The organism is Alteromonas sp. BMJM2, from assembly GCF_027257845.1.
Classification (GTDB): Bacteria; Pseudomonadota; Gammaproteobacteria; order Enterobacterales; family Alteromonadaceae; genus Alteromonas.
This window is the reverse complement of sequence record NZ_JAPVOT010000005.1, coordinates 181,067-207,032: the sequence shown is the minus strand read 5'-3', so window position 1 is coordinate 207,032 and position 25,966 is coordinate 181,067. Positions and strand designations below refer to the sequence as shown.

Below are 25,966 nucleotides of genomic sequence, written 5' to 3'. Positions count from 1 at the left end.
GCGGTAATAAGAACGTAGTTTAAAGAAACAATCTAAAAAAAATAATATACACGACAGGTGAATTTCATGGATAAACGACATTTTTTAAAGTTTGCAGGCGCTGGGCTCGCACTCTCCCCCGCACTTTCGGTGGCGGCCAGTGCCTCTTCTGGTGCTGAGGGCAGCGGCACTGCTTCTATACCATCGCTATCAACACTAAAACCCCTCACAGAAAACGTGAAACCGATAAACGTAGCAGAGCGAAAAGCAAGAATAGAAAACGCACAGTCTTTGATGAAAGCACAAGGCATAGCGGCCATTCTTATAGAGCCTGGCGCGGCAATGGACTATTTCTCAGGTATTCAGTGGTGGCGCAGTGAAAGACTAACGGCGCTTATTATTCCTCAAAAAGGGGATATTGCTGTCGTTACTCCGTTTTTTGAAAAGCCAAGCGTACTAGAGTCGCTTAAAGTAGGCGATGACGTTCGCGTATGGCAAGAGCACGAAAGCCCTTTTGACGTAGTTGCCGACATTCTAAAATCAAGAGGCGTTACCAGCGGCAAGTTAGGTGTAGAAAATAGCGTTCGTTACTTTGTTGTGAACGGCGTGAGCAATGCTATGCCTAGCTTGGATATTGTGCCCGCAGAGCCTATTACCCGTGGCTGCAGAATGTATAAAACGGCTGCCGAGTTAACGCTTATGCACAAAGCGAATGAAGTCACGCTTACAGCTTACAATATTGTTTTTAAGCATCTTAAGCTAGGCATGAGCCAATCTGACGTAAAGGCCTTAATGCACAAAGCGCAGCAACAGTTAGGTGGCAGCAACACATGGTGTTTGGCCTTGTTTAATGACGCCAGTGCGTACCCGCATGGCACCAATGCAAAACAAGTTATTCAACAAGGCTCCGTGGTGTTGCTTGATAGCGGATGTAGTGTGCATGGGTATCAAAGCGATATTAGCCGTACGCTTGTGTTTGGTAAGTCATCGCAAAAAGTGACAGACGTATGGAATACCGTACGAGAAGGGCAAAATGTCGCGTTTGAAGCAGCTAAAGTGGGCACACCTGCCGGTAAGGTAGATGACGCCGTGCGTGCCTATTACGTAACTCAAGGTTACGACAAAGACTATGCATTACCTGGGCTAAGTCATCGCACCGGGCACGGCATTGGCATGGAGGGCCACGAAAGCGTGAACTTTGTGCGCGGCGAAACAGCACCGCTTAAAAAGGGTATGTGTTTTTCTAACGAGCCAGGCTTATACATTCCTGGCGAATTTGGCGTGCGGTTAGAAGATTGTTTGTATATGACAGACAAAGGCCCACGATACTTTACTGAGCCACCTGCATCATTAGAAGAACCGCTAGGTGGTTTAGTACCTCTTGCTTCGTGATTTTCAAACAAACATGGTTAATTTAGCTTATGTAGCAAAAGGGCGCGCATTGCTTATGCGCGCTTTTTCAACACCCCAAAGCACACCTTCAAAGCACATCTTCAGAGACCACTCTCAAAAACGACTTTAAATACCACCTTAAAAACCACCTTCAGAGGCACTTTCACCCGTTAGTTATTTTTAAGTCGTGTAGTAAAAAACTCCGCCAAGGTCTTACTTATAACAGGGTGCTGGGTGTCTTGGTTAAACAGGCAAATATTTACCTTGCCCAGCTTGGGTAAGTGAGGGTGCTTTAGTAAAGTCAGGTTGGCAGGTAGGCTTGATTTTGCCAACGCGGTAACGCCTAAGCCCTGCTGAATAGCCGCAGTTATGCCTCCCAAGTCAGCGTTGGTATACGTGATTTTCCACGCAAAGGTTTGCTGCTTGAGTTGTTCTATTACCCGGCTTCTATACATACAGCCATCTGGGGCAAGTACAAGGGGAATAGTGCTACCTACCAGAGGATGTGCACTATCTCCTACCCACACCACATCATCTTCTAACACCACTTCGCCTTCAGTGTCTTCATCGGGATTAACCAAGGCCAAAATAAGGTCAAAATGATCGCGCTGGCTAGGGTGCAGCAAGTCTCTGCTGAGAGAGGAAGTGACTTCTAATGATACATCAGGGTAGCGCTTCGAAAATTCACCAATTAACCCTGGCAAAAGGGTAGAGGCAAACTCATTGGGAATGCCCAACCGAAGGCGGCCGCTAAGTGGGGCAGGGGTTAAACTTCGAAATATGCTGTCGTTGAGTTCAAGTAACTCTTTGGCTTTTGCGTAAAGCCAATTGCCATCTGCACTGGGCACATGTCGCTGGCCTAGCTTGATAAAAAGTTTTCGGTCTAGCTGCGATTCCAGCTTCTTAATTTGCAAGCTGATAGCTGGCTGAGAACGACCAAGAAAGTCGCCAGCTTTAGCGTACCCACCAAGCTCTATAACACTTACAAACGTACGCAAGTTATCTAACGAAAGCTGTTTCATTATATAAGTATTTCTAATTATCTACCCTATCAACATTATATTTGTAAATGTTAATATTGAAAACCGCTATTACAAGTAGTCGCTTTTAATGCTGAGCAGTATCTGTGGTTGTATCTGCCGTTGAACCTTTTTTTAGCTCATATTTAATAGGGCTTATGCTGGTTTTTATATATCGCTCATGCTGGAATTGTTTTAGGCTTAACTCAATTTCATCATCAAGCTACATAGGGTAAGTAACCTATTATGAAAAAAACGATGTACGTTGATTCCATCTTAGTGAAAGGCGAATGGAAGACGAAGCAAGTAATGACTATTGAAGACGGCAGTATTTTAGACATTGTCGATAGTAGTGATGAAGAAAGCAAAAAATTAGAGAGCGAATACGTAAAGGGCATCCACGAGCGTATTACAGGAACGGTTATCCCCGGATATGTAGACACCCAAGTTAATGGCGGTGGCGGCGTTATGTTTAATCATGCCCCCACACTGGAAAGCGTAAACATTATCGCTGATGCCCACGCGCAATTTGGCACTACGAGTTTGTTTCCTACTCTTATCACCGATGATTTTGCTACCATTTGCAGTGCCGCAGATGCTATATCTCAGGCTATACGCTTAAATCACCCCTCCATCATGGGCGTTCATTTTGAAGGGCCGCATTTGTCGGTAGCGAAAAAAGGGGTTCATAAGGCCGCTCATATCAGATCCATCTCAGATGAAGAATTAGCGGTGTATACCCGTAAAGATCTTGGCCAAGTTATTGTGACTGTAGCGCCAGAGAATGTGTCGCCAGAGGTAATACAAACCCTTGTTAAAGAGAATGTGATTGTGGCGCTAGGGCACTCAAATGCGCCATATGAGGTGGTGCAACGAGCCCTTAATGCAGGCGCGACTGGTTTTACTCATTTATTTAATGCCATGTCGCCACTAACCTCTAGAGAGCCAGGAATGGTAGGTGCTGCACTTTTATCTGATGGCATTTGCGGGCTCATTGTTGATCATCAACACCTTCACAAAAAGTCGGCAGAACTTGCCTGCAAAGTAAAAGGTGAAAAGGGCATTATGCTTGTAACCGATGCGATGGCACATGTTGGGGGGACGGAAGATACCGTTGCCTTCTTCGATACGAATATTACCCGCACTAAAACCTCCACGGGCGAGAAGCTAACCACACCAGATGGCACGCTAGCAGGGAGTTGTTTAGATATGCATTCGGCGCTAGTTAACTGTGTAAACGATTTAGGCGTAACCCTTAAAAGTGCCAGTGTGATGGCAAGTACTACTGCGTCTTACTTCACCCGTAGTCTAGATACCATTGGGCAGTTAGTACCAGGCGCAGCCGCTAATTTTGTCGAACTCGACGATAAGCTTAACCTTAAAGCCGTGTGGCAACGGGGCGTCAATATTCAAAAATAACGACTAGCCGAAAAATCAGAACAAGTAAAAAAGACTGCTCGGTGTGTTTGAACTTTTAACTCTCGCTATTGCCCCACATTATTCAACTGGTGTGAAACCCAAAAACTGCAAAGCTTTATGGGTACAACGAAGTTGTTCACAATTGGCTAAGAGAACTGCTTTCAAATAACGAAGTTATCGCAGCCAATTGACATTCATGAAATGACAAGGAGCTTTAATGAAGCTTATTAAGACAACATTGCTCACCGCCGCCTTAACCGCAGGACTAAGTGCAGGTGCAGCCATTGCACAGGAAACAAATACACAAGCCTCCAAGGCACAAGGCGTAAAGGCTCAAGAACAGCAGGGCGCCACACAACAGATACAAATTTCTGAAAAGCAGGTGGATCAGTTTGTTGATGCCTATTTAACGGTTCAGTTAATAGGGCAGAAGTATCAAGCAGAAATTCAGGCTGCTGGCGATCAGGCAAAGGCCAAAGATCTCCAGCAAGAAGCCAGAGAAAAAATGCAAACCGCGATTTCCGACAGCGGTATAGCCATGCAGAAATACCGTGAAATTTCTCTTGCCGCTAATCAAGACGAAGCATTACGAGGCCGCATTTCCGAAAAGCTTACCGTAGAGCTAGAGTCGCGCCAGCAGGCCCAAAACGTCGACAGTTAAGTCGCATCGTATTCACGCATTCTCAATAAAACGCTGCATCAATATGTAGCGTTTTTTATTTTGGCCTTATGAATATAACCTTTTCTGATGTTCTCTAGTATCTACATCAGGTTTTCAAATGTAGTGATAAGAATTATCAATTTGTTGCGCGATTGTTACCTATCTATACTCATTATCGTTTTCTATCTTTCAACAAGAGTAAAGTGGAATGTCTAACACCACCGCCCTACATGCGAAGCACCTAGAAGCTGGTGCCAAAATGGTCGACTTTTTCGGCTGGGATATGCCGATTAACTATGGTTCTCAAATTGAAGAACATCACGCCGTGCGTCAAGACGCTGGTATGTTTGATGTGTCTCACATGACCATTGTTGATGCTAAAGGCCCGCAGGCAAAAGCGTATCTTCAATACCTATTGGCAAACGACGTTGCCAAGCTTAAAGACAAAGGCAAAGCCCTTTACAGCGGTATGCTAAACGAAGAGGGTGGGGTTGTTGACGACCTTATCGTGTATCACTTTGACGAAACCAATTACCGCTTAGTGGTTAACTCAGCCACTCGCGAAAAAGATATGAACTGGCTGTTGAGCAAAGCAGAAGGTTTTGACGTAACCATCAACGAGCGTTCTGAGTTCGCGATGATTGCAGTACAAGGCCCAAATGCAAAAGAAAAAGCGGCAACGCTTTTCAGCGCGGCGCAAAAAGAAGCAGTAGCCGGCATGAAGCCATTCTTTGGTGTACAAGCTGAAGACCTTTTCATTGCAACAACAGGCTATACCGGTGAAGCGGGCTACGAAATTATGGTGCCAACGGCGCAAGCGGCAAGCTTTTGGCAAAGCTTGCTAGACGCAGGCGTTAAGCCATGCGGCCTAGGCGCACGAGATACATTGCGCTTAGAAGCAGGTATGAACCTTTACGGCCAAGATATGGATGAAACCATATCACCTCTGGCGGCTAACATGGGTTGGACAATTACCTGGGAGCCAGCAGACAGACAGTTTATGGGGCGAGAAGCATTAGAAGCGCAGCGTGAGTCGGGTACCGACAAGCTTGTTGGCTTGGTAATGACTGAAAAAGGCGTACTGCGCCACGGCCTAAAAGTAAAAACAGAAAGCGGCGAAGGGGTTATCACTTCAGGTACGTTTTCACCTACATTAGGCCACTCTATTGCCATGGCACGAGTACCTAGCAATGTGGGTGACACAGTAGAAGTGGAAATGCGCAAAAAGTGGGTTACAGTAAAAGTGGTTAAGCCCTCCTTTGTTCGCAACGGAAAAAGTGTTTTATAAGTTTACGTCTCAAGTTTGTAAAATTGACAAAGATTAATAGGAACGATTATGAGCAACATCCCAACTGATTTACGTTATGCCGCTACCCACGAATGGGTTCGCTCTGAAGGCGACGGTGTTTTTACTGTAGGTATTTCTGAGCACGCACAAGGTTTACTTGGCGACATGGTTTTCGTTGAGCTACCTGATGTGGGTGACGCGGTAACTACTGGCGACGACGTGTGTGTTGCTGAGTCGGTTAAAGCGGCTTCTGATGTTTACACGCCAATTACGGGTGAAGTAATAGAAGTTAATGCAGACCTAGAAGACTCGCCAGAGCTAGTAAACTCTGACCCATACGGCGAAGGCTGGATGTTTAAGATTAAAGCGGAAGACCCTGCAGAAGTAGAAAGCTTGCTTGACGCAGAAGGTTATGAAAACAGCATTGACGAAGAGTAATTCGTTACGCTGATAGAAAGATACACAGTTGAAAAAGGGGCATGAATATTATTCAGCCCCTTTTTAACTTTTAGATTTAACGACGCCCTTGCGGCAACCATTAAGAGTGCTTAACAACGTTATGTCGAATACTTCTCCTACATTGGCTCAATTAGAGCAAAAAGATACGTTTATCCGCCGTCATATTGGCCCGGGAAAAGGCGAAATTGAAGAAATGCTGTCTGCCATTGGTGCTAGCTCATTAGATGATTTAATTGAGCAAACCGTACCGGCAGGTATTGCGCTACCAGAACCGCTAAAATGCGGCGAAGGTGCGACAGAAGTTGAAGCATTAAGTGAATTAAAAGCGGTTGCGGCGAAAAACAAAATTAACCGTTCGTTTATCGGAATGGGTTACTACGATACCCACGTACCGAACGTAATTTTGCGTAACGTGCTAGAAAATCCAGGTTGGTACACGGCGTACACGCCTTATCAGCCAGAGATTGCGCAAGGGCGTTTAGAAGCTATTTTGAACTTCCAGCAAGTAACCATCGATTTAACAGGTCTTGAGCTAGCTTCTGCATCATTACTAGATGAAAGTACAGCAGCCGCAGAGGCGATGGGCCTTGCCAAGCGTGTATCGAAAAACAAAAAAGCAAACATCTTTTTTGTGTCTGACGATGTGCACCCACAAACATTAGACGTAGTGCAAACTCGTGCCGACATGTTTGGTTTTGAAATTGTAACTGGCCCTGCAGAAGAAGCGGCAGAGCACGATGTGTTCGGTGCGCTTTTACAGTACCCAACTAGCACAGGCGAAATTAAAGATATTTCTGACATTATTGCCGCAGTACAAGCGAAAAAAGGCATTGTGGCAGTAGCGGCAGACCTAATGAGCTTAGTTATGCTTAAATCGCCTGGCGAGCTAGGCGCAGACGTAGCACTAGGTAGTGCGCAGCGCTTTGGTGTACCAATGGGCTATGGCGGTCCACACGCTGCTTTCTTCGCCACCCGTGAAAGCTACAAGCGTTCATTGCCAGGGCGTATTATTGGTGTAAGTAAAGACACACGCAATCGCCCAGCCCTGCGTATGGCACTGCAAACGCGCGAGCAACACATTCGCCGCGAAAAAGCGAACTCGAACATCTGTACCGCGCAGGTATTACTTGCCAACATGGCAAGTTTTTACGCCGTGTACCACGGCCCGCAAGGCTTAAAAACCATTGCCGAGCGCATTCACCGTTTTGCTGACATTCTTGCTACCGGCTTATCTAAATCAAGAGCTCAAAAGGGCGCTAGCAAAGGCGTAGCCCTTAAGCACAGCACGTACTTCGATACACTTACTGTAATGGTTGAAAACAAAGAAGACGTACTCGCAAAAGCGTATGCCAATGGCATGAACTTACGTTCAGACCTTGAAGGCGCAGTAGGCGTAGCGCTAGATGAAACCACTAATCGCGAAGATATCTTAGCGTTATTTAACGTTATTTTAGGTGATGAGCACGGGCTAAGTGTTGAAGACCTAGACGCAGAAGTAACGACACAAGCCGTTAGGTCTATTCCAGAAGAGCTAGTACGTACTAGCGACATTTTGACTCATGAAGTGTTCAACAAGTATCACTCTGAAACTGAAATGCTGCGTTATATCAAAAGCCTTGAAAACAAAGATTTGGCATTAAACCATTCAATGATTTCATTGGGCTCTTGCACCATGAAGCTCAACGCGACGGCAGAAATGATTCCCGTAACCTGGGCTGAATTTGGACAATTGCACCCGTTCGCGCCACTTGATCAAGCCGTAGGCTATCAAGAAATGATTGCAGAATTAGCCGAGTGGCTCATTGATGTAACGGGTTACGACGCACTTTCAATGCAGCCTAACTCAGGTGCACAGGGCGAATATGCTGGCCTATTGGCTATTCAGCGTTACCATGAAAGCCGCGGCGACAGCCACAGAAACGTATGCTTAATTCCAAGCTCTGCCCACGGTACTAACCCAGCTTCGGCGCAAATGGTTAGCTTAAAAGTAGTGGTAGTAGCGTGTGATTCAAACGGAAACGTAGACCTTAACGACCTTCGCAAAAAAGCGGAAGAAGTGGGCGACAACCTATCGTGCGCAATGATCACATACCCGTCTACTCACGGTGTTTATGAAGAAACGGTGAAAGAAATATGTGACATCGTTCACGAGCACGGCGGCCAGGTTTACATGGACGGCGCTAATATGAACGCGCAGGTGGGCATTACATCACCAGGCTTCATTGGCTCAGACGTATCGCACCTTAACTTGCACAAAACATTCTGTATACCACACGGTGGCGGCGGCCCAGGTATGGGACCTATTGGCGTTAAATCGCACCTTGCACCGTTTTTACCTAATCACACTGTGATTAACGTAGAAACAGCGGGTAAAGATTGCGGCGCGGTAAGTGGTGCACCATGGGGTAGTGCATCTATTTTGCCTATCAGCTACATGTACATCAAAATGATGGGTAGCGAAGGCCTGCGCCGTGCAACTGAAGTGGCCATTCTTAACGCGAACTACGTGGCTAAGAAGCTAGAAGGGCACTTTGAAATACTTTACAAAGGCAACAACGACCGTGTAGCCCACGAATGTATTATCGACCTTCGGCCACTAAAAGAAGCCAGTGGCGTAACCGAGCTAGACATTGCTAAGCGCTTAAACGACTACGGTTTCCACTCACCAACAATGAGCTTCCCAGTGGCAGGCACATTAATGGTAGAGCCAACCGAGTCTGAAGCGAAGTACGAGCTAGACCGTTTCATTAACGCCATGATAAGCATTCGCCAAGAAATAGCGAAAGTGGAAAGCGGAGAGTGGGATGCAACAGACAACCCACTGCACAATGCACCACACACGCTAGCTGACATCTGTGACAGCGACTGGAACCGCAGCTACGACCGCATGCTAGCGGCGTACCCAGCACCAGAAGTACACAGAAACAAATTCTGGCCAACGGTTAACCGTATTGATGACGTATACGGCGACCGTAACTTAATTTGTTCTTGCCCAAGTATAGAGAGTTATATTGAGGGGTAGGTTGGTTGACTAACTGCAATTAAAATTGTGAACGCGACAATTAAATTTGTGAATGCAATTAAGATTGTGAATAGCTAGATATGAAATAGGCGAATCAGAGTTGTTTCGCCTTTTTGATGTCGGGTCGATTCAGTCGAAACTCGTTTCTAGCTAAACATATCTCTTAGGCATAAAATGAGCATCTGCGCCACCATGACCAAAGTAAAAAGTTTTTTCATTGTCGTCCATGTTGGAAAAAAAGCCAATTCCAACATTTGGCGCTTCAATACTTAACATATCATTGGTAACATTTCTTGAGGAAAATAATTGATATTCAGGCCCCTGTTGCCTAATCATTTTGTAGAGATCAATTTGCAGGCACTTTTTAGTGGCCGGTTTTAGCTTCAAATTTTTTCTGCTTTAAAAAATTGGCTGAAATCTGATACCATATACGAAACGGGAATAACCCATACAATAATCAGTCTTTGTTTAATTTATCACCAAAGAAAGAGTTGCCCCACACTCTTATTTTAAATAAAGGTTGCTTATTCTTGAGCATTTTTTTTACGATAAAGAGTATGAAGTGATAAGTGTGTTGGTAAGTAATCTGATTAAAGCCAATTTTTTATATTCTAATGTTTTTTGCGAGGATTTTGCGTTATAAGTATCTAAAAAAAATGAAAGTAAATGGAATTTTGATTTAATAGGAATATCTTAGATTTTGAAAAATTTAATGCGTTATTTTTATCATTTGGCAACGTGTCGTGGTTTAGGTTTTTTAGCTCTACTGGTTTTTATATTTTCTTATTATAAAATAAAGGATTTTGAAAGTAATCTGTTGTATGGAAATACTTCATTTTTGATAATAGAAGTTTTACTTTGCTCAGTTTTTTATGTGTTTCTGAAGTGCTTTCAAAAAAATAACCTTCGCGCAAAGTTATATTCACTAGGTCTTATTTTTTCGTACTATAGTTTCTATGAGTTTTTCTTTACTCAATTCGGCGGAGTTTTAAAATTACAGGATTTTTTATTGTTCTCAGAATTTTTAGACGTTCTTCCGCTTATAGGAAGTATCGTTTTATTCATTTTGATTTTTTCTCCTGTAGCTTTATATTTATCAAATTTTAGCTTTGTATTTAGCATAAATAAATTATTAGTTCCTGCAGTCACCGTTTCAATTTTCTCCGTAGTATTCTCCTTTCCATTCAATACTAAAAAATCAATCTACGAGTCCATCCCAATAAAAAGTTTTTCCGCCGAGCATGTCGTCGCTTTTTACGGCGTCATTACCACGGCAATAATATTTGAATTTGAAAGGCAGTTTTTTAAAGATAAGCTGTCGAAGGACGGAACTTTTTCTTCAGAATCTATTTCTGGTTTGGTGAATCTACCAGATAAAGAATTTTTAGAAAAAAAGAATATTCATATGATTATTTACGAAAGTTATATCGATGTTCGAAGGTTCACATCAATAGAAATCCCAGACGTTCTCAATGATGAGATAAACAATTCATTATTATCATCGTCGTCAATTTCAATTGCCCCTGGGTTTGGTAACGGCACAGCACGTTCCGAGTTTGAAATACTCTGTGGTGTTCCCAGCTTACAACTGGTTAGTTCTATCGAATTTAACCTCTTTGAGGGTGAAAAAATAATTGATTGTCTACCTAGTTTGTTGGCTCGACAAGGGTTCAAAACTATTGCAAGTCATCCATTTAAACCTAATTACTATAATAGAATAAAGGCTTACCAAACACTGTCATTTAATGAGATAAGGTTTGGCGAAAAATACAGTAAAATATTAGGTGGAATAAAAATTGATGATGCACCAGCTGGTTGGTTATTTGACAAATCACTCTTCAATCAAAATTTGTCACTAGTAAAAGAGAACCTTGATAAAGGAAATCTTATATTTAATTACGTACTTACTGCTTATGGACATTATCCATTCGAACGAAGTGAAATACTGAGGCCAAGTGTCATAAATTTAGAGGGAGTAGAGCCAGAGGTAAACAGGCTCCTTAATCAAACTTATTATCGAATTAAAGAGCTAAAAAATTACATAAAAAATCTGAGGCAGATAGATCCAAAATCATTGATTATAATAGTAGGTGATCATTTACCACCATTGACTGGGGGAGAAATTGCTTACCAAAAGATAGGGCTAAGGTCTAGTTTGAAGCATGACGACAGTACGGAGTACTCTGAACGAACAAAGTATTTTGAATCTTTTGCTACAATGCTAAATAGCGAAAATGAAAATGAACTTCCAAATATAAGTCATTTTAATTTAAAAAATATAATATTGGATAATTTATATAAAAAAGAGTTTTGTAAAATAAATGATTGTAATCTAAAGAAAACAAAAAAAGAGTATGCGGACGAATATATGAAACTAATATCTACCGCCTTTTAATTCGAATTGATAGTAAGTCAATTATATCAATATATTCGGCTGCATAAATCAGAGCTTATCTCGAACCGCGCTGATCCAAAAGCTACCACCGTACACAGTCAGATTTATTGACATGATAGACACCTTTTCATTCTGTAAGTTACGCCGTTCGATGCGCTTCTATAAGCAACTGTCAAAATTTCAAATGGTTGCTATTACTCATCAAATTTCTTGGCGAGATCTAGCCTCGATTTTGACAGATCAATTTTTTCATCAAAGTCGTTGATCAAATCAAACACAAGGGTCTCACCATTTTTCTTATTAATTATTTTAAACAAAGCGCCTTCCTGTTGAAAAATTAAGCCTCTGTCGCCTCGTTTATTATTTAGTAATGCCCCTTTTTTATTTTTTAAAATTTGGAGCGGATAACCAAGATAATTCGAGGGAACATTTAACTCTAATGAATAAAGTAATGTAGGAGCTATATCCATTAACGTACTAAATTGATTGGATTTAAGATTAAGTTTAATATTTCGACTTGTCCAAAAAATAATAGGTACATGTATTTCTTCATTATAAAGAGATTGATAATGCCCAATTTGTTCATGCTCTCCCATGGCATCCCCATGGTCGCCATAAATCACAACGATGGTATTATCTAAAAACCCTTTTTTCCCAAATATTGCAAATATATCTGCAAGGTAAGCATCAAACTGGTGTGCCATATTATCGTGAGCGTTTACGAGTTGTTCATATGAACTTTTTCCAAAAAATATAGAAAATAGGCTCCCGGGTACCGGGGCATATTTTTTGAATTTGTCACGGTGGCTACCTAAAGGGTGTGAAGACATTAATCTTAAGTAAAAGAATGTAGGGATATCTTGATATTTAGGAAATGAATGCAATGTTTTTAGGATAAAGCGATCGTCATGTTTGTAATAGTTTTCACTCTGATCGGCTCGAAGAAAGTTATCAACTCTATTATTAAAAAATGTATTTAAGCCAGCATGATTAAGATCACCTGTTCCAATAAAATTTGTAAAATATCCTTGTGAGGTAAGCCTTTCGAGCAACCCATTACTTGCGCCATGAAGTTCGAAGGATGAGTTGAGAACTGAAGAAAAACCGCATATTGACTCACTACAGTTTGAAAAGCTGTAGAGAAAGTGTGTTGCACCATTCTTTATTAGAGTATCGGCAAAAGGAGTCACATTTCTTGGATTTTTGTATGCGTCTAACCTATCGGCTCTCAATGCGTCTGCATGGATAAGAATAATATTGGGTAATCGCTGAACGTTGCGATTCGAAGAGGTGGGCGCTGGAGCAAATATTTCCGGTGAGTGGAGAGTAGAGGCAAAGTCAAATTTGAAAAGTTCGTAAACAGGTTCACCTTGCCATATTTGATCTAAATTCGATGTTATTGATTTTGAAAAGCCATAAAAAAGAACTAGGACTATTGGCAAGAAAATTAGCGCACCAAAATCGTCCTCCCGGTTTATTCTGCGAGGCAAGTACCGTCGGTAAAACATAAATAAGGCTATTGGAACAATAATGAAAACACAAAATATAGCCCAAGGAAAATTAATTGCATGGGTAACAAAAACTTCTATATTGCTGTACAGGAATCCTATTGTTATTTGCTCGTTCCAAAATTTTAACGATACAAAATTAAATAGGTAAAGCAGTAAGAAAAACATTGTAAGCAGTGTTGTCAAAAACGGTCTTAAAGTATTCGAACTCAAATATAAAACGACTACATAGCTACTTATCACTACTAGAGAGTTTAAGAGTACAGCGTTGTATGACGACAAAAAAATTACAGAAAATAGAGCGAATACAGCTGTGAATACTAACGTGTGTAGATAAATTGCCCATTTGGCCGTAGTTTTAATTCGCATGATGTTGATTCAACAGGCTGAGTTTTGGTTTAAATTATAGTTTTTAGAGGGGGAACGAATATCAAACTTCAATTTATTAATTTTTATCATTTTTTTTACGATAGCATCTTAAGCGATAACTGTCATCACTCGAATCTTTGTTACATAGTAACCTTGACGATTACTCGTTAATACCTTCTTCAATCTTCTTGCGCAAATTAATTAACCGCGTCATATAAGCACCATTCTCAACATTTTCCTCATAGCTCATTGCCAATGCTTTTTCTCTCATTTTAAGCGCCATGGCTAAATCGCCTTTTGCCTCATATCCATCTGCTAAGCTGTCGTAGGCATCTGCTTTGTTTGGAAAACGTGACACGTTTTTCTTAAAAATCGCAATGGCGGATTCAAATTCTTGCTGCTTCAGCGCGGCATAGCCAGCGTGATTTACCGCTTTATATTCTGGTTTTGCTTGAAAGCTATATTTTTGAGAAAGGTCTTTGTAGAACTGCTGTACCGCAGGAAGGCCTTTCTGTATTAGCGAGCCTGAAGGGCGTATGGAGTTTAGCTGCTTCTGTAGGGCCAAGCTCATACCTGCGAGTGCCGTTGTATTGTGGCTTTCAGATATATTTAGCTCAGCATCAAAAGTAAATCCATTCCGCGTGTTGTTTTTCAATAGTTCGGAATACCGTTCAAATGCGCTAAGCATGTGTCCACCTTCGCTGCCCATATTTACATAAAGGTATTTATTGAGATCGCTATCGGCATTGAAAAATTTTTCTGCTTTTGGAAATATCACTTTGTCGTGCCACCACAAACTTGGGCTAAAAGCGAAGTAGGCTTGAAACATATCGGGCCGTTCATGCAAAGCGTACACAGTGAATAAAGCGCTCAACGAATGCCCAGCAATAATTGCGTAGTTGTTGGTACGATAGTTCGATGCGACATAAGGCTTTAGCTCTTGTTCTAGAAAATCTAAAAAGTTGTTTGCGCCACCTGATACTCCCCACTCGTTATAGCTTTCATCATACGTAGGTGTGAAATCTCGCGTGCGCTCGGTGTTGGCAATACCGATAACAATCATTTCCTGCGCCATACCAGACTGATTCAGCAGGTCTAGCGTACCAACGGTATGTGCGAAGTTGCGCTGACCGTCCAGCAAATATAGAACAGGGTAGGTGGTGTCTTTATAGCGTGCATAATTGTTGGGTAGGTGAATAAGCAAATCTCGCGACTCATTCAGTACTTCTGAGGTTATCGTTATAACTTCCGCATTGCCTCGTACTTTAGCATTTACGTGAAAGCTAAGGCTCAATACTATGCCAATCAAAATGCTGGCGAGCTTTTTATACATTCGAAATTCCTTTTTCACTGTTGATGGGTGTCTCGGTGTTTGGTTATTAAATTATAAAAAAGAGAACTTAACAAGACAGGCATGTTAAGAAACGCTGTAAGAAATCTGGTTTTGTTTGTCATAGTAATATTTAGATTCAAAAAAGTCGCGCTCGCGCTTCACACTCGTGTTTGTGCAAATATTGGTTACAACTTACTCAGATAGTGCGGGGTTTGGTTAAAGAAGCTAAAGAAGTAAGCCTTACTGGCGTGAAGTCAGACATAAACACGCTGATTAACAGGAAAGCCGGATAATTTAGTTTGATGTTATCCAAGCAATCGCATGGCGTTTCGTCGGCCGTGAATTCGCTGCTGATTTTGATTAAGTGCGTATTCTTCAAGATGAATCACTTTTCCGGCAGCATGCTTAAAACAGCGTTCAAACTGAGTAGTCAGTGCTAGCCAATTTTCGTTTTCTATATTCAAGCGTTCTAAAATGTGTGGTAAGTTGCTATCAAGTTTTCCGCGTTTATTCGGATGAATACATCGGCTTGTTGTATCCACAAGCTGAAGATAATCGGTGAGTGTGAAAGGTAAACCATTAGGCATATCTCGCCGTGGGTTGCCCGCAAAAGGCATGAGTCGTTTGGGGGTTTTACCCACTTTAGCCGCGCGAATGCGATACTGAATACTGGTATGGTTAGAGGCTTCTGGCGTTTTCGCCATATTGGCGCGTACCGGGTTTAGGTCAACATAGGCCATGCAGGCGGCAAGCGCAGATTCATCTAAGAGTGCCTGCGATTTAAATCGTCCTTCCCAAAAGTGTCCTGTACACTCATCTTCTTTGTTGGCCGCCCGGGCAATATATTCATTGAGTGCGCGCATAAACCAGCTGATATCGTACAACCGCTTTCGCCATACGTCTGCTGTGTATTCTACGGTTTTTATCTGTGAGTCACTGAGGTCCTCGCGTGTTGAAAGCGAAGAATATTGATGCGTCAATAACGTTCCTTTGTAGAGTGAATGCCAGCGTAGAATAACCTCTTCGGTTGAGAGTAATGACGCTTTCTCCTTATTCACATGTAGCACCAAGTGGGTATGGTTACTCATTACCGCGTAAGCACAAACCCCTATTGTAAAGACATCGCTTAACACATGAATGCGGTCTTCAACCCATTGACGGCGATGCTCAAAGTTTTTTCCGCCTTGCTCACCACACAAAAATGCACGGCGAACACAGCGAGAGACGCAGTGGTAATAGGGTGTATCTAACAAGCTAATTTGAGACTTTCTGGTTTTTGGCATCGGTGAATTTTAACTTTGATTTATACTGCAACCAGTGTGAATAAATAAACACTTTGAGGTAAGTGTATTAAGGGGCAGTTTTTTATGTTTTTGTGTCTGTCTCGTTAGTTACTGAAAAGGAAGTATATTGGGTTTAAGTATTACAGTGATTTTAAGCCTGTCCCGTTATTTCTTTCGTCCCGTTGTTTCTCCCATTATTTCAGCCAAGCCTTTTATTGCGGCGGTAGCGTGTTCAAACACATCAATGCTGTCCAATGTTTTACTGATCATCAATGCGCCTTCAAGTAAAGCCAAGGTAGTCATAGCTTTACTGGTAATTTCGCTTTCGCTGTTGGTGATGTGAAGGCTTGTGTAAGCTTGTTCAAGCCAATTAATGTTGCGCTTAAAAAAACGCTTGGTTTCATGTTTCACTTTTTCAGGCAAAGATCCAGACTCGGCGCCCAGTAAACCGCATAAACACATTTGTTTATCAACGAGTAGAGCATGTCTAAAATGCTCGGTATATACTTCTATTGGGTTTTTACCTTGCTGCACGTAAGCAGATGGGTCACCCAAACTTGTTAAAAAACGCTCTGTATATTGATATGCTAATTCAGCAGCTAAATCTTCTTTGGTAGGGAAATGATAATGCACACTCGCGCTTTTTATGCCTACTTCACTGGCTAATTCTCTAAAACTGAAATTTGCATACCCACCGTCCCGCACTCGTAATTCCGCAGCAGCTAAAAGCTCACTTTTCTTCGACATTCATCACCTTTCACTACTTTTTCTTCATACTTAATCAAACCAGCAACCCAATAATAATAACCAAATTACCTATCTAATGATAGGTGAATGTTGACAGATGTAAAATTCAACACTAAGCTATCTATCAGTTGATAGGTTTGTCTGTCAGCATAAATAACTTTATGGAGAACTTAACATGCTTGCATATTCAACAATTGGCGTAACTGACATGGCGCGAGCTACCGCCTTTTATGATGAACTATTGGCGATTGTAGGTGCAAAACAATCCATGATTGCCCGTGACGGTGACTTTGTAGCCTATGGCTCTGGTGAGGGTGCCTTGTTTGGTTTAGCAGTGCCCTTTAACGGACAGGCAGCCACCCCAGGCAACGGTAATATGATTGCCATTGCTGCTGATTCGCCGCAACAAATTCAGGCGCTTTATGACAAAGCATTGTCGTTAGGTGCTACCGATGCCGGCGCACCTGGACCGCGTGCAGACGGCGCTTTTAGCTGTGGGTATGTATATGATTTAGATGGTAATAAGCTTAACTTTTTCAGCATGTAAGGAAATAGTTTACGAAGGGGCACAATAGAGTAAGTCCCTTTGTAAACCTAAATCATGTATGTACGATTTACATTTGGGAGTAACATCTCCCTGTAATTAATAAGATGACAATATGAACGAACACGTGAACACAGACTTTTCACAACGAGTCGTTATTCATAGCAAGCAATTACCGTGGATGACGTCTCCTATGCCAGGAGTAGAACGCCGCGCACTAGACCGTATTGGCGGTGAAATAGCACGCGCAACCAGTATAGTAAGATACGCTGCTGGCAGTAAATTCTCAGGCCATTTGCATAGCGGTGGCGAAGAATTTATTGTACTTGAAGGCGTATTTCAAGATGAAAATGGCGACTACCCCGCTGGCTCATACGTGCGTAACCCGCCGCAGTCTAGTCATGTGCCATATTCAAACGATGGCTGCATCATTTTTGTTAAATTATGGCAGTTTCAACCCAGCGACCGCCACCAAAAAAAAGTGCAAATGAATACGCTTGGACCTCAAGCAGTAATGTATAGCGACGATCATGAGCAAGTCAGTTATTTTGATATAGCACCTAACGACACTCTATACATTGACGCCCACAGCGGTATTGAGGTGTTAGTGATGTCGGGCACATTAAACGAGAGCAATGACGTGCTTGAGCAGCACAGCTGGTTAAGACTGCCCAAAGACACTAACTTACATGCAGTTGCCGGTAACGAAGGCGCCAAATTGTGGTTAAAACGCAATCATCTAAACGATGTACATAAGCAAGTAGAAAGAGTGCAAGCGGCAGCGAAGAGTAAACAATGCCAAACAAGACAGGCATGCTAAAAAATAAACAAAAGCTTTTGAAGATAGTGTATTCAGATTCAGCTTTGAAATAGATTTATGCCTGTCTCATTAAATATACTGACAGTTACGTGTTCCAGTAACAATAAAGATTCCCTAACGTTACAGGCAGAGAGTGTAGGCACCGCTAAGGTTACGGTAGTGAGCAATAGTGGAGAATTAACAACGGTTGACGTCATCGTTAAAGAGATTTGATTAACTAAATAAGACAGGCATATTAAAGGGTAAATAAAAGCTTTGAAGAGAGTGTATCTAGATTCAGCTTTGAAATAGTTTTAATGCCTGTCTCGTTAGCTTTAGGGTTTTCAAAAAGACTCTTACTTACTTTTACCCGCCTGCCGACTTTATGGCACCAAATTAAACAGTCTCACGTCGCCTTCAGCATAAATCTCACATTTATTATTAACGTTATGTTTATACCGGTACTGTTCGCATTGGCTAAGTGCTAGCTGGTTGGCTTCATTTTGAGAGGGTTTATTAACCACATAGAAGTATGCGTAGGCTTCATTGTCCCCTAAGGCAAGCGCAAAAGCCTTCTTATATTTGAAGTCAAAATATTTGTTAAAAGCCTGATTAATTTTAGCGATTCGGTTATTACCAGAGTTTTTGTTTTCTGCCGCTACATCGAGTATCTCATCCTTAAATGAAAGGGTATTTAGAAACTGCTCAGCATCTTCGCTACTTTTGCTCTTAAAGCTATTGTATAAATTACGATAGAAATTTATCTTCTCGTCGTCATTTAAGTTGATATCAGCTAAATGAGATTGCACAAATTTCGGTTCGGAATAACTCAGTCTTTTTAAGTAATCAATTTTATATCGATTAGTATCAATATTACTTTGCTTAGATATCCACGCTAATGCATCAGCGGCTCTGTCTTCCGGCCACGCGCGAGTTATATCCTTTAGCGTTTTAATTTCATTTGAAGCATTTGTTAAAAAATGGTCGGCGGCATCTTCCGGTGAATTGATCATCCAAAAGTAAAAAGCGGTTTGTTCCAAATTTTCGCGCTCAGCGATATCTTCAATCTGGTTTAAGCGGTCAAATAAAGCGGTAGGGTCTATTTTAACCCAATTAATAATCGCCGAATTTAATATCGACATATCATCTAAGCGCCTTAGTTCATTAAATAGGTTTAGATGTTCTTCGCTTGTCTTTAGCTCTAAGCCTATGGAAGACAAGCTATTCTCAAGACTAACTCCCTTATCTTTGAATATTTCGAGTGTGTCTATTAACTGCGTTAAATCTGCCTTAGCTAGCACATTTATCAAAGTGGAGTTTGCACTTAAATCGATGTCTTCGTGAGCAAGGTCTAGCATTTGGTTTAAATATTCAAAGCCGAGATCAGGTCTTTTTTCAGCAACTTGTGCCTTTACTATTTCTAAGTAAATTGGAAATTCTGGCATCGGGTTGTAACGTTGTGCGAAAGCGAGTGCCTGTTCAGGAGCTTTTTGTATTAATTGCGCAGTAATCATCTGATTCAGCTGATTTCGTTGGAATTCACTGCTATTTTCGAACAACGGCGCTAATGCTGTTAGCTTATCGGTAGGTAACTCTTCTAGTAATGCAGCCAGTTTTAGAATTGACTTTGTTTGTTTAGGGTTTTCTTCTATCGCAGCTAATAGTTCGCCCACTTCAGCAGTAATATCTTCCATTGAAGTAGGGGAGGTTTCGGACAGATTTAAAAATAATTTATCTGCGGAATTGTGATTAACACTAAGCGTGTTTTTTGCCTCTAGTGACGATTCTCTATCATTTGACGTGCTTTTTGAATAAACAATTTCATCTGAATTTGGCGTTACTTGTTGCGCTGTATTACGACCAACCGCAAAGGCTATAGCGGATGTGACAATGATGAGAATTATCCAATAACTTGCTTTCATGTGACCTCTCGAAGATGAATAATATAGTGGAGAGATACAATTGAATAGACAGCCCTCCTTAGCTACTAAGTTCTAAGCCTAACAGTTTTTTTTACGAGTCACACATAATTAAGCATCTTTTCAAAACAGCTATTTAGCGTAAGGTTTTGCTGATAGTTTAGGGCTGCAAAATATTGCTCACCACACTTTTCAGTTAACTACACTAGAAAACTTACCCCAAGCGCGAGCATAACAATCCCTATTATAAATTCGTGTACCTTCCAGGCTTTTGGATTTTTGAAAACAAGAATCAATAATTTTGCGCCGTATCTGAGTGAAAAGAAGAACACAAAACAACCTAAAATTACGCTCAAACCAAACGCAACTTGCTGCCCTTCATGTTGCGTAGATATTGAGCCTAATAACACAAAAGTGTCGAGGTACACATGCGGATTAAGCCAAGTAAAAGCAAGGCATATCATTGTAGCTGCTAAAAGGTTTCTAACTTCTTTTCCCTGTGCCTGCAAAGCGTGATCTGTCGTAAACGCTGACTTAGCAGCTAAACATGACAGGCATGCTAAAAAGTAAATAAGCGCTTTTAGGTAAGTGTATTTGGTGTAGCTTTGAAATGATTTTATGTATGTTTCGTTTGTTATTAAAATTTCATCGAAGCATACTACCAGAATGAATATTGTGCTTGAGTCGTATACAGGGATCCAAAAATGGACAAAACTTTCTGCTATTTTATGTCTCGCTTACTAAGTATTGCATGCTTATCGGTGTTGGCATTGAGTGCAAACGCCAAATATTTAGAGATTTATCCAGATAAAGAGCTCATGGTGCCGGTTGATGGCGGGAAAGTGTATGTCAGGCTTAATGGCGTGCAACACACAGACGCCATTCCGGTGGTTTTTATTCACGGTGGTCCTGGTGGAACACACAACGGCTTTGTGGGTATTACAGACCTGGCCGATGAGCGCATGGTGATCATGTATGACCAACTCGATAGCGGAAAATCTGCGCGGCCAAACGACCCAGCAAACTGGCGTGTTGCTCGTTTTGTTGACTCCTTAGATGCTATTCGCAAGCATTTAAAAGTAGAGAAATGGCATCTGGTAGGGCAAAGTTGGGGTTCTGCTATTGCCTTGGAGTACACTGCAAAATATCCACAGCACACGGTATCCACTGTGCTAGGCGGTACATTTATTTCTACGCCCCACTGGGTCATGGATGCAAAGTTGTTGATAAACGCTGCTCCTCAAACAGTACAAGACACACTTAAACAGTGTGAATCATCCCAACCGCCAGAAGCGTCTGTATGCAGTGCTGCATATATCAAATTATATTCTGCACATTATTCACCAAGCAAAATCGATGAAGCGATTATCGCTTACGAAGAAAACATAGGGGGAAGTGGTTTTAATCCAGTGATTTACAATGCCATGTGGGGGCCAAGTGAATTCTCGTCAACCGGCGTATTAAAACACTACGACGCCACGCATTTATTGGCCGATATCGACCCTAACAGAACACTTTTTATGATTGGTCAATACGATTCCGCACGCATTGATACCGTTCAAAATTATCTCGCGTTGACGCCCGGCGCCGAATTGGCCGTTGTACCAGGTGGTGCTCATGGAATTTACGACGACAGGCCTTTGGTGACATTGGCGTTGCTGCGAAGTTGGCTAAGGCGAAAAGATGCTGAGTAGTTTGGTCGATATGTACTCTTTTAACTGAATCCTTCAGCCACTGAATTTCTTTGTCTTAAGCTCTATAAACTCGCTGACACTCCTTGTGCTTGCAAAGCGTGGTCTGTGGTAAAAGGCGGATTTAAGGCTTAGTACAGCATAAAAAAACAAAAATACTGACCCTATATAACGTGCCGCCTGCTCGATAAGTGGAAACTTTTGTGCAACCACACCAAAACCTGCCACACCAAGCGTGATTGAAATAGCATCCGGTAATGCACAAATTAAACAAACAGCAAAGACGTGTTGTTGTTTTAACCCTTGTTTTCCTTACTTTTCTTTTTGTATAAAACACGAGGCCATTTTAATTGGTAACAGGGGCGGGTGCTTGTTAAGAGGAGATTGCAGTATGCAATCGCCCAAAGTATTCAAGCTGATAAAGTCACAAGTACAAGTAAAAGCGCCAAAGTCATTTTAGATCAGGCAACTGAGGGTGAATGGCGCGTGTTTCAAAAAATAGGGTGGGGCCAAGTGACACTCGCGGTACCACAGAGGTAGTAGTGCTTGCACATGTGTGTTTGCCTTATTATCAAGGTGGTCGAGAGTTCACTGTTAGCGCACAGGTGTCTGTGGCTAACGCACATGAAAATCTACTTCCTGCTGCCGGTAAAAAAATGCAGAGATTATTAGAAAAAAGCATGAATAAGCTTTTATAAATGTATCTCGTTTTTGGCTTCTATCGTTTTCGCTTCCTTTAAAGCAAACCGTTTAATGCTCACCTGCTGTTAATCTGTTTTTAATGTTCAGTAAAAGTACTCTTAACCATAGATGTATATGCTTAACAGCATCAAATACAAAGCGACTTGCCTTGTATTATTCAATGTTATTTAGGTGGGAGTTTACTTATGAAAATACGTCCTCAATCAATAATGAAAGCTACTCTTTTAACTGCTTCAGTGATTATTGCGTCTGGCTGCGCCGCTGTGGCAAAACCCCAAATGAGTAACGCTTCAACCGAAAGCGCGGCTATGATAAATGCGAATAGCGCAGATGATGTGCTTTTGTATTCAAACCAGTGCATTACTGAACGAGAGGTAGTGAACGCACAGAAAATGTGGGGTGACGGCATTGTAAGAATTGGCAGCGTCTTTTCTAACAAAGGCGATTATTCTACCGAAGCCGCTGACTTTATTCAGGAAATGTACGGCTATGATTTAAGCAGCGTTTTATTTAAGCCCACGCTAGCGGCCAACGATCAGTTTAGATCGAGTTTTGATGCTGCACTGTCGTACTTCGTAGGTGGTAACGATGCCTACGAAGAAGATAAGGGTTTTGCCATAAAGCCGTATACCAAAGTGAAGTTCGACAACGTGGGAATTATCAACAATAGCTGTCGTATGGCAGTTGCAATGGGTAACTATTATTTCACTGACACCACAGGTGGCGAAACCAAAGTGGAATATACATTTGCGTACGTGAAAGACAGCGAAGGTGATTTGCGTATTGTCGCTCATCAGTCGTCACTTCCCTATAACCCATTATCAAATTAAACCTCGCTATTAGCGCGATATGAAATACTTCATATCGCGCTACCTCTCATTTAAGCACCATAAAGCTCATCACACCGAGGTTTCTATGCGCACGATAAAAAATACAATAACCACTATTACCGCCTTATCACTACTGCTGATGTGCACCGCTGAGTCGCACGCAACAACAAACGATTTTCAATCTTGGAATGCTGTTGCCCTTGCCGGTAACGCCGATAAAGCGGGCGCCCTGCAATTCTGGTTTGATGGGCACCTGCGATTTAAAGACGATGCCTCTCAACTGGGTGTGTCGATATTTCGCCCTGGTATTGGCTATCGTATGTCTGACGACCTCACACTGTGGTTAGGTGTCGCTAGAATCGCGATAGATTCAGAGGCCGGTACTGTAGAAGAAGACCGTCTTTGGCAGCAAGCAACCTACTCGCTTCGACCATTTTTAGGTGGCAACGTGTCTGCACGAACCCGTCTTGAACAGCGCTATCGCAACGATCAAGGTGACGACGTGGGCCATAGAATTAGACAATTTGTTCGTTGGGAAAAGTCACTAGGCGACAAGTGGTCTTTTGTTGTGTGGGATGAGCTATTCGTTACGCTAAATGATACTCAGTGGGGGCAAGCAAGTGGGTTTGATCAAAATCGATTCTATGCGGGCCCAGCTTATCAACTTAACGACACATGGCGCGTTGAAATGGGATATATGAATAACTACATTCATTCGCCCGGAGCTTCTTCAGCAGAGGCTCAAATCAACCACAATCTTTCTCTTACGTTTTTTGGATCGTGGTTTTAAGGATGAACAAAAAGCAGAACTACTTGGAGTTGCGTTTATCCAACGCATATTGAACCGCCATTCTTGCGGCGCCTGCACCAATGCCTGATACCACGGCCCAAGTTACGGCTTCTTGAAGATCGGTATTTTCACTTCCTTTATCTTTAGGAGCAGGTTCGTTAGTCACCTTTTCCCACGATTTTTGAAGTGTTTTTCTGGCCAGCATGCCTGCTGATGCAGCGGCAAGGCCAATGCCTACGGTAGTAATTAATTTGTCACTCATAGTATTCCCCTTAAATTGGTAGTGAGAAGTAAGTAGTGAAATTTACTGGTGAGAAATGAGATGTAGAAAGTCTGTGAGAAACAGCTATCGCAAGCTGCGATGGGTAATTAAACCCATCGCTCGGCTTGCGGTTGTCTACTTACCTCTCACCATGTTCATCACTAGTGATACAACTAATAAGATAAGAAACACGCCAAAGATAATCTTGGCTATACCTGCCGCAGAACCGGCAATTCCACCAAATCCTAAAACGGCAGCAACTATTGCAACAACTAAAAATATTAATGCCCAACGTAACATAATGTATCCCTTCATTTTGTGAGTTCACAATTGAAGGTGCAAAGCATAGGCCTACTTTAAAAAGTTGCTTAAATTATTGTATGAAATGTAGCCGCAGCGTGGCCTGTAGAGCGATGGTGTAGGAAAAAGAAAGTCCATATTTTTATGCTATTGCAAAACTAGCACAGGTCGATGATGAGTATTTTTCCCTATAAATCTGTAAATATTTCTTAATTTTAATTTGCATTTATTACCAATAATGTTGTGCCGCATTAATTCTTTTCTCACTTTGTTACAAGTTTCGCATTAACACACGCATCATTTAGGGGTAGTTTAGAATTTGAACAATAAATAAAAAGAACGCTTCACAAACAATTACTACAAAGGAATGATCATGCTCAACATTAGCGGTCTCACCAAAACGTACCCCAATGGAGTTAAAGCCCTTAACGGCATCAACCTATCAATTCCCAAGGGAATGTTTGGGTTACTTGGCCCTAACGGAGCCGGCAAATCCTCTTTAATGCGCACAATTGCTACCCTTCAAACACCTGATACAGGTTCTATTCAATTTAATGGTATTGATGTGCTGGCCGATCCTAATGGGTTACGACAATGCCTTGGTTACTTACCGCAAGACTTTGGGGTGTACCCGCGCATTAGTGCAGAAAAGCTGCTAGACCATCTAGCCGTGTTAAAGGGAATTAGCAGCAAGTCTGAGCGTAAAGACGCGGTGGAAAGCTTGTTGGTCCACACCAATTTGTGGCAGCACAGAGACAAAGCAGTAAGTGGTTATTCTGGTGGTATGCGTCAGCGCTTTGGTATTGCGCAGGCATTATTGGGCGACCCCGATCTTATTATTGTGGATGAGCCTACCGCTGGCCTCGACCCTGAAGAGCGCAATCGCTTTCACAACTTGTTAGTAAGCTTAGGTGAAGAGAAGGTTATTATACTCTCTACACACATTGTTGATGATGTATCAGAACTTTGCCCGAAAATGGCCGTGCTAGGGCAGGGAGAAATTTTATTAGAAGGTAACCCTATTAGTCTCACTACAGAACTGGCGGGACGCATTTGGCGCAAGCAGGTGAGTCAAGATGAGTACCGCGAACTTGAGCAGAGCCTGAATATCATTTCTGCCCGTTTAATTGCCGGTAAGCACGTTATTCATGTAATGGCCGACACGCCGCCAGAAGGATTCGAACAAGCGCCAGCTAATTTAGAAGACGTGTATTTTTCCACCTTGCACAATAGCCGCGCTGCAACTGCTGCGTAA

25 protein-coding genes are annotated in these 25,966 nt (G+C 42.1%); 14 read left to right on the top strand and 11 right to left on the bottom strand.

Annotation, left to right across the window (positions count from 1 at the left end):
• Positions 1-66 precede the first annotated feature (66 nt).
• Positions 67-1,371, top strand: coding sequence for a M24 family metallopeptidase (locus O9X84_RS08000; protein ID WP_269519165.1), 1,305 nt, complete (start codon positions 67-69; stop codon positions 1,369-1,371).
• A gap of 170 nt (positions 1,372-1,541) precedes the next feature.
• Here O9X84_RS08000 and O9X84_RS07995 read toward each other — a convergent pair whose 3' ends face one another.
• Positions 1,542-2,393, bottom strand: coding sequence for a LysR family transcriptional regulator (locus O9X84_RS07995; protein ID WP_032097514.1), 852 nt, complete (start codon positions 2,391-2,393; stop codon positions 1,542-1,544).
• A 243-nt stretch (positions 2,394-2,636) separates the two neighbouring features.
• Here O9X84_RS07995 and nagA point away from each other — a divergent pair, with 243 nt between their 5' ends.
• The 5 genes from nagA (at position 2,637) to gcvP (ending at position 9,239) form a co-directional block, all read left to right on the top strand.
• Positions 2,637-3,809 carry an N-acetylglucosamine-6-phosphate deacetylase gene (nagA, locus tag O9X84_RS07990; RefSeq protein ID WP_269519164.1) on the top strand — a complete coding sequence of 391 codons (1,173 nt, stop codon included), beginning with the start codon at positions 2,637-2,639 and terminating at the stop codon, positions 3,807-3,809.
• Between the two features lie 217 nt (positions 3,810-4,026).
• On the top strand, positions 4,027-4,470 hold the full coding sequence (locus tag O9X84_RS07985) for a DUF4168 domain-containing protein (protein WP_269519163.1): 444 nt from the start codon (positions 4,027-4,029) through the stop codon (positions 4,468-4,470).
• Between the two features lie 208 nt (positions 4,471-4,678).
• The gene (gcvT, locus tag O9X84_RS07980) at positions 4,679-5,758 is read left to right on the top strand and encodes a glycine cleavage system aminomethyltransferase GcvT (protein ID WP_269519162.1); all 1,080 of its coding nucleotides are present in this window, start codon (positions 4,679-4,681) and stop codon (positions 5,756-5,758) included.
• Between the two features lie 48 nt (positions 5,759-5,806).
• Positions 5,807-6,196, top strand: coding sequence for a glycine cleavage system protein GcvH (gcvH, locus tag O9X84_RS07975; protein ID WP_032097526.1), 390 nt, complete (start codon positions 5,807-5,809; stop codon positions 6,194-6,196).
• A 121-nt stretch (positions 6,197-6,317) separates the two neighbouring features.
• A complete protein-coding gene (gene gcvP / locus O9X84_RS07970; protein WP_269519160.1) occupies positions 6,318-9,239 on the top strand; it encodes an aminomethyl-transferring glycine dehydrogenase in 2,922 nt (973 codons plus the stop codon).
• A gap of 150 nt (positions 9,240-9,389) precedes the next feature.
• Here gcvP and O9X84_RS07965 read toward each other — a convergent pair whose 3' ends face one another.
• Complete coding sequence (locus O9X84_RS07965; protein WP_269519159.1) at positions 9,390-9,626, bottom strand: hypothetical protein; 237 nt, start codon at positions 9,624-9,626, stop codon at positions 9,390-9,392.
• Between the two features lie 313 nt (positions 9,627-9,939).
• Here O9X84_RS07965 and O9X84_RS07960 point away from each other — a divergent pair, with 313 nt between their 5' ends.
• Positions 9,940-11,634, top strand: coding sequence for a sulfatase-like hydrolase/transferase (locus tag O9X84_RS07960; RefSeq protein WP_269519158.1), 1,695 nt, complete (start codon positions 9,940-9,942; stop codon positions 11,632-11,634).
• Between the two features lie 194 nt (positions 11,635-11,828).
• Here the strand turns inward: O9X84_RS07960 and O9X84_RS07955 are convergent, their stop codons facing one another.
• The 4 genes from O9X84_RS07955 to O9X84_RS07940 all read right to left on the bottom strand — a co-directional run bounded on the left by O9X84_RS07955 (position 11,829) and on the right by O9X84_RS07940 (position 16,874).
• The gene (locus O9X84_RS07955) at positions 11,829-13,124 is read right to left on the bottom strand and encodes a sulfatase family protein (protein ID WP_269519157.1); all 1,296 of its coding nucleotides are present in this window, start codon (positions 13,122-13,124) and stop codon (positions 11,829-11,831) included.
• A 547-nt stretch (positions 13,125-13,671) separates the two neighbouring features.
• Positions 13,672-14,844 carry an alpha/beta hydrolase-fold protein gene (locus O9X84_RS07950; protein WP_269519156.1) on the bottom strand — a complete coding sequence of 391 codons (1,173 nt, stop codon included), beginning with the start codon at positions 14,842-14,844 and terminating at the stop codon, positions 13,672-13,674.
• Positions 14,845-15,149: 305 nt separating this feature from the next.
• Positions 15,150-16,127 carry a transposase gene (locus O9X84_RS07945; RefSeq protein ID WP_269519155.1) on the bottom strand — a complete coding sequence of 326 codons (978 nt, stop codon included), beginning with the start codon at positions 16,125-16,127 and terminating at the stop codon, positions 15,150-15,152.
• Positions 16,128-16,292: 165 nt separating this feature from the next.
• Positions 16,293-16,874 (bottom strand): TetR/AcrR family transcriptional regulator, encoded by a 582-nt coding sequence (locus tag O9X84_RS07940; protein ID WP_269519153.1) that lies wholly within the window; start codon positions 16,872-16,874, stop codon positions 16,293-16,295.
• Positions 16,875-17,049: 175 nt separating this feature from the next.
• Between O9X84_RS07940 and O9X84_RS07935 the strand changes: the two genes are divergently transcribed.
• Both O9X84_RS07935 and O9X84_RS07930 read left to right on the top strand, forming a co-directional pair.
• Positions 17,050-17,421, top strand: a complete 372-nt coding sequence (locus tag O9X84_RS07935) for a VOC family protein (protein WP_269519152.1) — start codon at positions 17,050-17,052, stop codon at positions 17,419-17,421.
• Between the two features lie 112 nt (positions 17,422-17,533).
• Positions 17,534-18,238: a cupin domain-containing protein gene (locus O9X84_RS07930; protein WP_269519151.1), complete on the top strand. Its 705-nt coding sequence runs from the start codon at positions 17,534-17,536 to the stop codon at positions 18,236-18,238.
• 362 nt (positions 18,239-18,600) lie between these two features.
• On the opposite strand, the gene O9X84_RS07925 is transcribed toward O9X84_RS07930, so the two are convergent.
• On the bottom strand, positions 18,601-20,139 hold the full coding sequence (locus O9X84_RS07925) for a hypothetical protein (protein ID WP_269519150.1): 1,539 nt from the start codon (positions 20,137-20,139) through the stop codon (positions 18,601-18,603).
• Between the two features lie 197 nt (positions 20,140-20,336).
• Entirely contained in the window at positions 20,337-20,708 is a 372-nt protein-coding gene (locus O9X84_RS07920) for a LysE/ArgO family amino acid transporter (protein ID WP_269519197.1), read from the bottom strand.
• A 132-nt stretch (positions 20,709-20,840) separates the two neighbouring features.
• Here O9X84_RS07920 and O9X84_RS07915 point away from each other — a divergent pair, with 132 nt between their 5' ends.
• A complete protein-coding gene (locus O9X84_RS07915) occupies positions 20,841-21,830 on the top strand; it encodes a proline iminopeptidase-family hydrolase (protein ID WP_269519149.1) in 990 nt (329 codons plus the stop codon).
• 33 nt (positions 21,831-21,863) lie between these two features.
• On the opposite strand, the gene O9X84_RS07910 is transcribed toward O9X84_RS07915, so the two are convergent.
• Positions 21,864-22,094, bottom strand: coding sequence for a LysE family transporter (locus O9X84_RS07910; RefSeq protein WP_269519195.1), 231 nt, complete (start codon positions 22,092-22,094; stop codon positions 21,864-21,866).
• Positions 22,095-22,306: 212 nt separating this feature from the next.
• On the opposite strand from O9X84_RS07910, the gene O9X84_RS07905 reads away from it, so the two are divergent.
• From O9X84_RS07905 to O9X84_RS07895, 3 genes are all read left to right on the top strand, one after another.
• A complete protein-coding gene (locus tag O9X84_RS07905; RefSeq protein WP_269519148.1) occupies positions 22,307-22,525 on the top strand; it encodes a hypothetical protein in 219 nt (72 codons plus the stop codon).
• Positions 22,526-22,714: 189 nt separating this feature from the next.
• The gene (locus tag O9X84_RS07900) at positions 22,715-23,359 is read left to right on the top strand and encodes a phosphoribosyl-AMP cyclohydrolase (RefSeq protein WP_269519147.1); all 645 of its coding nucleotides are present in this window, start codon (positions 22,715-22,717) and stop codon (positions 23,357-23,359) included.
• Positions 23,360-23,444: 85 nt separating this feature from the next.
• Positions 23,445-24,149 carry a DUF2490 domain-containing protein gene (locus O9X84_RS07895; RefSeq protein ID WP_269519146.1) on the top strand — a complete coding sequence of 235 codons (705 nt, stop codon included), beginning with the start codon at positions 23,445-23,447 and terminating at the stop codon, positions 24,147-24,149.
• A 19-nt stretch (positions 24,150-24,168) separates the two neighbouring features.
• Here O9X84_RS07895 and O9X84_RS07890 read toward each other — a convergent pair whose 3' ends face one another.
• Both O9X84_RS07890 and O9X84_RS07885 read right to left on the bottom strand, forming a co-directional pair.
• On the bottom strand, positions 24,169-24,411 hold the full coding sequence (locus tag O9X84_RS07890; RefSeq protein WP_032097533.1) for a DUF4235 domain-containing protein: 243 nt from the start codon (positions 24,409-24,411) through the stop codon (positions 24,169-24,171).
• 135 nt (positions 24,412-24,546) lie between these two features.
• Positions 24,547-24,711 carry a DUF1328 domain-containing protein gene (locus tag O9X84_RS07885; RefSeq protein WP_032097534.1) on the bottom strand — a complete coding sequence of 55 codons (165 nt, stop codon included), beginning with the start codon at positions 24,709-24,711 and terminating at the stop codon, positions 24,547-24,549.
• Positions 24,712-25,084: 373 nt separating this feature from the next.
• Here O9X84_RS07885 and O9X84_RS07880 point away from each other — a divergent pair, with 373 nt between their 5' ends.
• Complete coding sequence (locus O9X84_RS07880) at positions 25,085-25,966, top strand: ABC transporter ATP-binding protein (protein ID WP_032097535.1); 882 nt, start codon at positions 25,085-25,087, stop codon at positions 25,964-25,966.